This is a genomic window from Mesorhizobium sp. M0808 (assembly GCF_040320025.1).
GTDB lineage: Bacteria > Pseudomonadota > Alphaproteobacteria > Rhizobiales > Rhizobiaceae > Mesorhizobium.
Map to the genome: position 1 here is coordinate 1 of NZ_JAMYOX010000081.1, position 10988 is coordinate 10988.

Below are 10988 nucleotides of genomic sequence, written 5' to 3' on the forward strand. Positions count from 1 at the left end.
GTGGAACCGATCGACGTCTTGCGCAGAAGGAGCACGATGACGGCCATCTCGGCCTTGATCTGACCGATCAGGAAAAGAGTGATCTGATCGAGTACCTCAAATCGATCTGATCAGCACTCGGCGCTTCTTTGGGTTCGATTGAGAGGAAAGATCATTAAAGAAGATCGTGGTGAGATAAATTGCGGGTCGGCACAACGTGAGCCAGGCCAAGCGCTGTCTCGCCGGAAATTTCTTAAGGTGTCGATGACCGGCGCGGCGATTTGCCGGTGCAGGTGTCCTTCCTGCATGACAGGTCAGCCTGCGGCGCGCGGCGCCGAAACAACCCCAAAGCCTGTGGCGCTTTATTAGGATGTTCCAAACAAAGGTCGCCGCTGTGCCGGGTGCACCCATTTCCTGAAGCCGAATGCATCCGAGATTGTCGCGGGTGAAATCAGCCCCGATGGTTGGTGCCGCTTTTACAAAGCACGGCCTACCTGATCGGCAGAGCCCAGCGGAGACTTTCGTTGTCTGCTGCGCTGCGGGTGATGGTCTGCAGGCATCGCGTCGAGGATGTCGGGTCACATTAGGCATTCGACAAGTCCGGAGTCAGAGCCGAAGTGATCGATGACCTTTCCAACATTTGCCTTCGCGATTGACCCCTCCCGCTCAAGAAATATCAGCGTTCCTCTGGCGGCTTGACGTTCTGGAACTGCATCAGCAGCAGCAGATCATAAATGATTTTGAGTGTGCCGCAGATGAGGAGGGGCCATGCCCGGAACGAGGCAGCGAACAGAGCGCCCGCCAGGGCGGGACTGGCTGCGGCAGCCAAACTGCGCGGGACCGATGTGAAGCTCGCGGCGGCTGCCCGCTCCGCCTCCGTGACGACCGCCATGACGTAAGATGAGCGCGTCGGGACGTCCATCTGCGAAAGCGCGGCACGGATCAGCAGCAGGGCGAGCGCCAGAGGGAGCGTCGGCGCAAGCGCCGCCAGCATCAGGGCGATGCTGGACGGAATGTGTGTGAACACCATCGTGTTGATGAGTCCGATGTGCCGCGACAGCCAGGCGGCAACGGGGAATGAGAACGCCGAAAGGACGCCGGACCAGAAGAAGAAAAAGCCCGCTTCCGAAAGCGACAGGTCGAATTTTTCGAAAAGCCACAGGGCAAGCAGCGACTGGACGAGGAAGCCGCCGGCAAAGGCATCAAGGCTAAAAAGGGCCGCAAGCTTGAAAACGATATTCCGCGAGGGGCCAAGCGCGGACGTGCTGCCGGGGTCCGACGTTGGACGGCGCTGCGGGATCTGCGCGTAAAGGAGACCGCCGAGCAGGCCCAGCAACGCATAGAGCACGAACATCGCCTTGATGCCGGTGAGTTGATCGAGGCCGGCTGGAGCCAGAAGATCAGGTGTCGCCGAAGCGAGCGCGCCAACCGCGGCTGCGAGCGCACCCACAAGGCTGTAGCGCGCGAACATCTTGGTCCGCGCGGCGTGGGTGACTTCGCGTGTGAGCACGGCATGCTCTAAGGGCACGAATACGCTGACGCTGCCGGCCGACGGATTGATGGTGCCTGCGAAGGCGATCACCAAAAGCAGCGCGTAGTCGTGGACCACAGCAAAGGCCACACCCGTGGCGACCATCAGACTGGCGGCGGCAAGCAGGAGTTGGCGGTGATCGTGTCGGGCACCAAGGAGTCCGACGGCGATGGTCAAGAGCGCTGAACCGAGCAGCGATGCGGTTGCAATGATGCCGACCTGCAGAGGCGCGAAGCCTAATGCGAGGAGATAGACCGGCAACAGAACGGCCACGAAGCCGTCGCCCATGTCGCGCAAGGCTCGGGCCGCGAAAAGATAAGTCGCCGGGCGGATCTGCTGCACTGATCTAGCCTGCCCTCATCACCTGCGTTGGCGTCAACGGCTTTGGCAGCGTCGCTCGACAGGGCCGGAAGATCATGACGGAGTCGCGTTAGACATTCCAACGAGGCGAATATCGGTTTCAATCCTCAGGCTGCTGCCCAACAATGCTGAATCATATCGTGTCAACGGCTTGCAACGACCGAAGACGCAACTGGCGCATATTGCGCTTGGCTGTCAAGGTCGGGAATAGGGGCAGAACCTGCCCGTGACCTTGCATACAGGGCGTGCGGACACCAAGCTCCACCCACTTCACCGTGCCGATCGTCATATACACCAACGCGTCGCCCCGGTTGTCCTCAGGTCGTCCTCGAGTTGGCCCGCGTGGATTCGCGGCGCGGGACGGTCGGCAACGGAGATGGCGGCGCGCTCTGTCTCGAAGAGGTCCTGCGTCTGTCGCAACTTGAAAAGAAGGCTGCCATCGCGGAAGAAGTTCCGTCAGATCGCGGTCTCGGAAGCGGACGTTGCGTCGCAGTCATGACCTATTGAACCGGACAATCCAACCTACCCACGTCTCGTATTCCGATTGCGACATCTCTGGAAGACGTCGGGTAAAGGCCACCATCGCCCATAGCTCTTCCTGGTTGTGCGTTGGACCAAACGCAGGCATCCCGGTCATTTTATGCCGTTTTGCATGATCCAATAGAGCTCAGCATCATCCAACAAAGCGTAATCGAGTCGACCGTCGGCATGTACGGCGATTTGCAAGGTATCGCTGGAAACGTGATGCAAGAAGTTGAGGGCTTAGAGGTCCTGGCCATTGAAGCATCTCCGCCCGGTGCCGAATAGGCAATCGGTGTGCAGCTCAACAGGAAAACGATTGGCAATCTGGAGCGTGTCGTCCACACGGGTGCGCACCTCAAGGTGTTGGACGAAACGCCCAGATTGCCGGCAGCTGCTCTCCGCTCGCTCGAACCGCGAGAAGAAGCAGGTCAAGCGCGGGAACAAAGAGCGAAGTGCGTGCACCGGACACAGTCGGAATATGCGCGATGCGTCGATATGGCGGGTCCCAGGTATCCATCACGTCAATGAATCCGTCTCCGCAGCTGATGTAGGCTCGCTGCCGTTTCGAATCGACGAAAACATCGTCGGCATCACCGCAAATCTTCGCAGTCGCGACGAGCGAACCGTCTCCCATGGAGAAGATGCCGAGCCACGCAGGGTGGCGAAAAGCTATAAGGACGTGCTGGTGAGGGTCGTCCAACGCCATCGGAAAATTACCGGCTAAACCGGCGGTCGGCCAGGTTGCGATTTGAGCCAGTGATGTGCGGTCGACGACCGCGATTGAATGTATGTCCGGCAGGTTCACAAAGGCGTGGCTCGTCCTCGCGTCGAGCTGAAAACTTTCGGGATGCGCCTTTAGCGGCACATCGCCGGTTTTCCGGTTAGTCGTGGGATTGATGACAGCCAGCGCACCGCTGCCATACCCTACAAAGACCCGATTGGTCGCGCTATCCACGCGAACATTGTCGGCATCTTCCCCTAGGTCGACTTTGCCGATAGCGGCATAATCGGCTCCTCGAAACAATCGAACCGAGCCGTCGCCGGCATTCGCGACATACAGGGTGTCGGTTCCTTGCAGGTAGGCGACACCTTGTGGTTCCCGTAATCCCTTGATTGTGCGAAGCACGGTTCGATGGGTGAGATCGACCACCGCCATGCTGTTGTTGCCGAGTTCTGCAACGAACAAGCGCCGCCTCTTTAAATCGATCGCCATGTGATCGATGCGGCCGCGCACATCTCCGAGTGGGATTCTGGCCTCGAGCCGTAATGGCGGCTCCGTGCCTTGGCCCGCAGCGTCAAACGTCGCAACCGGCAGGTTTGCCGCAGCCATCAAAGCAGTTGCGACAATTCGCGACAATAAGTGAGGTGCAATCGAAAGGAACGTACCATCCACGCGCGCCATCCCTCAATAGGATCTTGCGCAGTGCTTGGACGGAAGCCGTCTGACGGGGAGACTGCTCATCCCCTCAGTTCAGATTAGGCCAATGACCTCTTGATTACAAGCGACGGGCAATTGGATAGTGTCGCGGATTGAACTTCGGCTTTGGGTGGTCGACTCCGACCGTTCGACCTCTGATGTCCAGCATCAGATTTTTACCATGACGTAACCAAGCGATAGCGGCACTGATTACTGATAGCGCGGAGCCAAGGACGCAGCCATGCCCGCTGATGGTCGTATCAGGCTGTAGCGCGAACGGCAGGTTTGGAGAAACGCAATGAAGGTCGGCAAATGGCGCCACCATGACCTCCAGTGGGGTCGCCTGCGATGTCAGTTTTCAGGAAACGGCAAAGCTGATCTCAAAGTGCGATATCAGGCGCGTTGCCGCCTGGCGGTTTTGGGCCGACCGAATAGCGGACCGGCAGTTTTCAGGCAGAAATAGTCGGAAGCGCACATTTAGGCACGCCGCTTGCATAGTAGTTAACTGACCGAAGCGGTACGGGAGCAGGTCGACTGCCCCACCAAGCCTCAGGCTCCTGTCACTGGCATCGCAACCAGGATGGAGCCCTCTTCGACCCTCGCAGGATAGGTCCTGAGATTGACACAAGGCGGCAGCCGCTTTGCCGCGCCGGTGCGATAGTCAAAGGCGCCCGCGTGCTTGGGGCATTCGACCTCGTAATCCATGACCAGTCCGTCGGCGATGTGTACCGCTTCGTGCGTGCATAGGCCGTCGGTGCAGAACACTTCATCATAGGGCGAGCGGAAGATGGCGTAGGTACGGCCTTCATGGTCAAAACGGCGGGCACCTTCCTGTTCGATATCGTCGAGGCCGCAGACCGTGATCCAGCTGGACATTTTTTCCTCTATGAGTTGCGGTCGGGCCTCCGGAACGGCAATGCCGCCCGGAGGCTCCGGTCCTGGGATCAGTTCTTGTCGAGGTAGTCGGCGGCGTTGGCCGAGGTCACCAGTTCGAACGGCACGTAGACGACGCGTTCGACCTTCTCGCCCTTGGCCAGCGCGAGTGCGGCGTCGACGCCGCCGCCACCCTGGCCCTTGGCGTTCTGGAACACGGTGACCGCGAGATCGCCGGCCTTCATCGCCTGCAAGCCGTCCTGTGTGGCGTCGATGCCGCCGACGACGACGTTCTTCATGTCGACGCCGTTGGCCTTGAGCGCCAGGATGGCACCGATGGCGGATTCGTCATTGTTGGCGATGACGGCGTCCGGCGCGCCGCCGGCGGTCAACCAGTTGGTCATCAGGGTCTGGGCATTGTCGCGCGACCATTCGGACGACTGCTTGTCGACGATCTTGATGAAGTTGCACATGTCGGTGCCGAAGATCTGCTCGACATCCTTGGTCCGCTGCAGGGCCGCCTGGTGGACGAGGCTGCCCATGACGATGTAGGCTTTGGCACCTGCCGACTTGCCCTTGGCGCGCAGCATCTTGCACACCTCGAACGCTTCCAGCGTGCCGGACTCCACCTCGTTAGAGCCGACATAGACCTGTTTCTCCGGCAGATTCGCCATGTCTGACGGTTCGAGGTTGACGAAGACCAGTGGGATGCCGGCCTTGGCAGCTTCCTCGCTGAGCGTCCTTGACGCATTGGTGTCGACCAGCGTGACGATGATGGCGTCTACACCGGTGGCGATGAAGTTCTTCACCTGGTCGAGTTGCTTGGCGACGTCATTCTGCGCGTCCTCGACCTGGATGCCGGCGCCCTTCTCCTTGGCGCGGGCCTGCATGCCGTCCCTCAGCAACGTCTGAAAATTGTTGTCGAAGTTGACGATGCTGACGCCAATTTTTGCAGCCATCGCATTGGTCGACATCAAGGCCGCCAACGCGGTCGAAATGAAAAGCTTCTTCACGGTTTTCCTCCCTTGTGGATGGAGTGCCGGTTCACCCCTCCTTCGACTTCCGGCCCTTGCGGGATGGCTTGCGCGGACGCCTCGCTCGGCTGTCTGATCGGGCTGTCATTGGGCGGCGTTGGCGCGCGCCTTCTTCTTCTCGTAGCGGGCCTGCATGCGGGCCTCGCCTTCCTTGCTGCCGTCGTGGAAAGTGCCCAACCATCGGTCGAACGGGATGAGGCCGTCGCCGTAGTTCACCTCGAAATATTTGTGATGGAGGTAATGGATGTAGGCGTGGCTATCGATGCTGGTGTCCTCGCCGAGTTCGACCTTGTCGAAGCCGACATGACCGGGAATGGCGCCGAAGCCGGCATAGTGGAGCTGGTAGAGCGCAAGCAGCGGGTTCGACGGGATGACCAGGTGCCAGAGTGCAACGCCGAGATAACCGAACTGCTCGACGGGATGCATCGACAGCGACGACCAGGGCGACGGGTTGACGGAGTTGTGGTGCACCGAATGCACCCATTTGTAGAGCGGCGGCCAGTGGATTGCCCGGTGCAGCAAGAAGAAATGCGTCTCGTGGATGATTGGCACTACCAGCGCCAGGCAAAACAGGTAGACGGGATGCTCGGCGACTGTCAGCCACGGCGCGTAGCCATTGGCATAGGCGTAGAGGATCGCGACCTCGATCGCCGTCCAGATCGGCATGCCGGTGCCGAAGGTACGCAGCATGTTGTCGAGGTTCTGGTTCTCGAAGAAGAAAGCCTTGCTCTTCTGCTCGGAGGGCCATTTGCCCTTGTATTTGAAGCGATTGCCCTGGACTCTCAAAATGTAGAGCCGGAGCTCGAAGACGCCGAAGAAGACAAGCAGCGCCGCGCAGTTGACGAGGAAGAGCCTGAAGATCCATCCGACGCTCAGCGTCTTCATGACCTCGACGTCGGGCAGCACGTAGTGCCACCACGCGACCGCCGAGAGCGCGAACAGCAGATTGTAGGGCAGGAAATAGTGCGGCAGCCATTTCAGCAGCGCCAGCGGACGAGGCGGAAAGGCGAACAGCGGCGCGGTGCCTGCCGGCTCGCTCGGAGCCCAGTCGCCTCTTTTGTTGCGCGTGCCGTATTTCAGGTCGTCCATGTCGATCTCACAGGGATTGGGAAAGGGTGAGGAAGCGGTCATAGGCGGCATCGTCCATGTCGACCTGGTGCTTCGCTTCGGGATAGGCGCCGGCTGTCACATCGCGGCCGAAGGCGCGGAAGGCGGCGATGCGCTTTTCCTGCAGTTCGGCGTCTAGTGTCACGAAATCGGCATAGCGTTTGGCGTGGCGCGGATAGTGACCGGTGTGGGTGCCGAGCACGTCACTGGAAAACAGGTACTGCGTGTCGCAGGCGCTGCCGCAGCCCATGCCCATGGTGATCAGTGGGGTCGAGCGCGTGATGTGATCGGCAAGCCGCACCGGCACGACCTCGACCTCGATGCAGGCGGCACCGGCATTCTCAAGGTCCTTGGCCGCGCGGAGCACCTTGAAGGCTTCTTCGGCGGTCTTTCCAACGGCGCGAAAACTCGTCCAAGTAGCGCGGTTCGGCACCAGGCCGACATGGCCGGTAACCGGAATGCCCTCCGCCGCCATCGCCTCGATGAAGCGCGGTGAATGCGAGCAATAGACGGCGTCGGCGCCGCGCTCGATCATGTCAAAGCCGAGCCGTACCGCCTCGTCGGGCGAGGCGACCGCGCCATGCGGCATGCCGACCGACAAGAAGGCGAAAGGCGCCGCCTCACGGATCAATTCCAGATTGTGGTCGGACTCGCTGGAGAGGATTACGATATCGCAGGCGACAGCCGCGGCGGCCTCAGCCGGCGTGTCGACGTGAAGCTGCAGCCATTTGCGGCTGCCCTTGGCGCTCCTCAGATCGTAGGCCGTCAGCCGTCTCGTCACTAGTCGTCCTCCCTTCGCGGAGCGCCATTGCATGTGAAAGAATGCCCCCTCACCCGGATTGCCATCCGATTTGTGGCAATCCGACCTTTCCTCGAGGGGAAAGGGAGATCGTCTGCGCTTGGCGCCAGCCTCTTCTCCCAACGGGGAAGGCGGATGCAAAGCGGCTGGATGAGGGGGGCGAACTTCATATGCGATCCCCGTCCGTTCGCAGGGAGTTAGCACCGTGACGGAGGCGAAGCTCGCTCTATCTTGATCAAATCAGATCAAAGGTTCTCGGCAGTGAAGGTGACGAAGCGGATCGGCGGGTTTTCGACTTGCAGGTCGTGCAGGTTCAATGTCGCCAGCACGAGGTCCATGGCTCGCCTCGCCTGCGCCTCGGGTGCCTGGTCGAGCACGACATCCATCGTACCCTCGCGAAGTGCAACGGCGCTGCGCTCGGTGAGCTCGTGGCCGACGAAGAAGACCTGGCGTCCGAGCGGATTTCGGCGCAGGACATCGTTGAGCGCCGAATTGGCGCCGCCTGCATTATAGAGGCCGGCAAGGTCAGGGCAGCGCTTCAAGGCTTCAAGAAGCTGCTCAGCGTTGCGGTCTCCATCGTCATGGCCGAACAGCGCCCCGATCGGTTCGAAATGTTCGGTCGCCGTCTCCATCAGGTAGTCGAAGAAGCCGCGCACGCGGTCGCGGTGCACGCGGTAGATCTGGCTGTGGCAGACCGCCACCACCTTGCCTGGCCGCCTTTGCATGCGCGACAACAACAGCCCTGCCATGCGTCCGGCGGCATAATTGTCGATACCGACATAGGCCCCGCTGGTGCCGGAAATCTCAGTGACAATCTGCACGGTCGGGATGTTTTCGGCCTCGAGTTTCCTCAAGGCGGCGCCAACCAGCGGGTGGTCGGGAACTGCGAGGATCAGGCCGGCGCGGCGCATGTCCGGATCAAGGATGCGCCTGGCGATCGCCGCCGGGTCCGCCTCGTCGAGAAAGGTGCGGTGGACGGCGATGGAACGATCGAGCGTCGCGGCGATGCGCTCGAAAGCGCGAGACAGTCGGGCAAAGAAGGTGGCGTCCGGACGCACCAGGATGACCTCGATCCTGATCACCCCGTGATGAGCTTCCGGCAAGCGGCGAGGATAGTCGAGCGAGCGAGCGGCGGCGACGACCTTCTCGACAGTGGCAGGCGTGACGCCACCCCTGCCGTTCAGCACGCGCTCAACCGTCGCCGTGCCAACCCCGGCGCGGCGGGCGATGTCAAGAAAGGTGGGCTTTGGAATCTGGTCACCTCCCAGTCACGAAGCCGAAGCCTAGCCAGCCGAGTCCGCTTTTCCAAGACCGATGATTTGCCGACTCCTCAAAGGGCCCATCCCAGGGATCTACGTCATCGAATGCACCGGTCCGGCTGTCGGTTGCTCCTAAGCTTTGAGAATGTCGGCTTCTGGGTTACCCGTGCATTCCGGGAACGAGAAAATTGAAGCCCGGCCACTCTGCGGGGCGCGACAATCATCGAAGCACACCGTCAGTCCAAGGCCGCTCGCGGAGATAGCCAGCCATCATGCCCATATCTATTAAAGGGGTCGGAACTCGGTCGTTTTAGAGTGATTTGGGTTTTGGCGGCTAGAGCGGCCCGGCATGAGGTGGTCCGGACTGTGAACGACGGGGTCGGCAGAGCGCGTCTCATAGGAGGCCCACCCCCGCCGAACAAACCGCGGCGGGCGGGTCCTCGGGGACACGATGGTAGATCGCCAATGCGTTTATAGGTGTGGCCTTAAGTCGCAAACTATTGGCTTCAGAAGCAGGGCGTCGGGCTTCATTGACGGTGCTGCCAACACCATATGGTGATCCATAGCCTCCCAAACGAGAGAAGCTCGCCCCTGACGGGTCGCACTGCGGCCGTCAGCCGGCAATTCCCTGTGAACTAGGAAACCATCATGATGCCTGAAAATATCAGACTAACTTCGCGAGACGTCCCCCTCATTCAGCTAGGCCTCTATCAGTGCCGCTTCCCGGTGAGCGAAGACCCTTCTGTACCCGGCGGTTATCGTTTTTGTGCTGGGCCAACTTCGCCGGATCGCGTCTACTGCGATCACCACCACAACATTGTGACCGCCGTGGACCCTCGTCGAGCCCGTTCGGGTCTCCACCTCGCTCAACGACGCGCCGCGTAAGTCTGACTGGCGGCGGCCTCCCGGCCAGGCGCTATCCGCTCCAACGCCTTGGCTACGACCTTTCCGTCGGCTCGGTCTGGCGCATCCTCCCTTATGCCGTCTTCGCCGATGTATCCCCCGTCGCCCGATTGAGAACGACGACTTCTCGCCGAAGCGATCGCTTCGGAATGCCGTCGTAGCCCGACCGGAAGCTTAGTGTGCTTTTGTAGAGGTCGAGGGTCCAATCCAACGTCTGGACTCCACTGGAGTGCCTGCACTCGAGAGCGATTGGCTCTCCGGCAGCCGATAAGGACCCAAATGCGCCAGGAGCTGCCATTCCCGGCGCTTCTCCAAACCTGACCTTCGCGCTAGGGCTTGAGTCGACCCGATTGAGACGTAGGACGCTCCATCGCGGTATAATCAGAGCCCATGCGCCAACGCAGTGTCGATGATGAAGGCTTTATGCGGTATTGCGCGAGCAAGCTGGACTGCGATGCGTGTTCGCTGAAGCTGCGGTGTTGTCCGAAGGCGCCAGCGCGCAAAGAGGGTCGTTGGCTAGCGCGGAACGTCTGCCAACGAGCTTAGTGCCCGGCGGATGGAATCGCGCGAAAACGGCTTCTCGACAACTGGTCGACCGGCCCGTTCAAGGAAGCGCGCCGCAGCGCCGCCGAGCGTGTCGCCGGTAACGAAAACGAATCGCTCCGCTATGCCCGGGCTTGCCTGACAGGCCCAGTCGAACAAGGCGGGGCCGTCGATGTTCGGCATCCGCAGATCGCAAAAGATCACATCGAAAACAGCACTCATCAGCGCTGCCTTGGCGCCGGCGCCGTCCTCGACGATCCTGACGGCAAAACCTTCAGCCTGTAGTAGTTCTGCCATCGTTTCTCCAACCTCCCGCTCGTCATCGACCACAAGGGCGGTGCAACCGATGCCCGCGACCGAGTGCGCCGCAACACCTTCGACTGAATCTGACGAAGTGCAGGCCTCCACCGGCAAAAGCAATCGGAAATGCGCGCCGTCCGCACGGTCAAGCAGGGCCAGCCGTCCATTGTGCGACTGCACCACGCCGAGCGAGAAAGCGAGCCCGATCCCGGTGCCCGCACCCTGAGCCTTGGTGGTAAAAAACGGATCGAAAATGCGATTCCGGATCTCGGCGGGCACACCGGGGCCATTGTCGGCGATCACGATCTGGAGGTCATTGCCTTCAAGCGCCGTTTCGATCTCGATCCGCCGCGGTCCCGGT

General features: G+C 60.8%; 8 protein-coding genes. All 8 read right to left on the reverse strand.

Features of this window, described 5'->3' with window-relative positions:
• Positions 1-655: 655 nt before the first annotated feature.
• The 8 genes from NKI25_RS35300 to NKI25_RS35340 all read right to left on the reverse strand — a co-directional run bounded on the left by NKI25_RS35300 (position 656) and on the right by NKI25_RS35340 (position 10930).
• Positions 656-1798: an MFS transporter gene (locus NKI25_RS35300; protein ID WP_352594643.1), complete on the reverse strand. Its 1143-nt coding sequence runs from the start codon at positions 1796-1798 to the stop codon at positions 656-658.
• Between the two features lie 949 nt (positions 1799-2747).
• Complete coding sequence (locus NKI25_RS35305) at positions 2748-3785, reverse strand: YncE family protein (RefSeq protein WP_352891769.1); 1038 nt, start codon at positions 3783-3785, stop codon at positions 2748-2750.
• A gap of 573 nt (positions 3786-4358) precedes the next feature.
• Positions 4359-4685: a MocE family 2Fe-2S type ferredoxin gene (locus tag NKI25_RS35310; RefSeq protein ID WP_352594581.1), complete on the reverse strand. Its 327-nt coding sequence runs from the start codon at positions 4683-4685 to the stop codon at positions 4359-4361.
• Positions 4686-4753: 68 nt separating this feature from the next.
• Positions 4754-5695, reverse strand: coding sequence for a substrate-binding domain-containing protein (locus NKI25_RS35315; protein WP_352594583.1), 942 nt, complete (start codon positions 5693-5695; stop codon positions 4754-4756).
• A gap of 105 nt (positions 5696-5800) precedes the next feature.
• Positions 5801-6805 carry a sterol desaturase family protein gene (locus tag NKI25_RS35320; protein ID WP_353000775.1) on the reverse strand — a complete coding sequence of 335 codons (1005 nt, stop codon included), beginning with the start codon at positions 6803-6805 and terminating at the stop codon, positions 5801-5803.
• A gap of 7 nt (positions 6806-6812) precedes the next feature.
• The gene (locus tag NKI25_RS35325) at positions 6813-7604 is read right to left on the reverse strand and encodes a 3-methyl-2-oxobutanoate hydroxymethyltransferase (protein ID WP_353000777.1); all 792 of its coding nucleotides are present in this window, start codon (positions 7602-7604) and stop codon (positions 6813-6815) included.
• Between the two features lie 263 nt (positions 7605-7867).
• Positions 7868-8875 carry a LacI family DNA-binding transcriptional regulator gene (locus NKI25_RS35330; RefSeq protein WP_353000779.1) on the reverse strand — a complete coding sequence of 336 codons (1008 nt, stop codon included), beginning with the start codon at positions 8873-8875 and terminating at the stop codon, positions 7868-7870.
• Positions 8876-10300: 1425 nt separating this feature from the next.
• Positions 10301-10930 (reverse strand): response regulator, encoded by a 630-nt coding sequence (locus tag NKI25_RS35340; RefSeq protein ID WP_352643422.1) that lies wholly within the window; start codon positions 10928-10930, stop codon positions 10301-10303.
• Between the last annotated feature and the right edge of the window lie 58 nt (positions 10931-10988).

Excerpts from the sequence above, each read along its gene's own strand:
- NKI25_RS35300 (WP_352594643.1), bottom strand. The coding sequence starts at position 1,798 with ATGGGCGACGGCTTCGTGGCCGTTCTGTTGCCGGTCTATCTCCTCGCA.
- NKI25_RS35310 (WP_352594581.1), bottom strand. The coding sequence starts at position 4,685 with ATGTCCAGCTGGATCACGGTCTGCGGCCTCGACGATATCGAACAGGAA.
- NKI25_RS35320 (WP_353000775.1), bottom strand. The coding sequence starts at position 6,805 with ATGGACGACCTGAAATACGGCACGCGCAACAAAAGAGGCGACTGGGCT.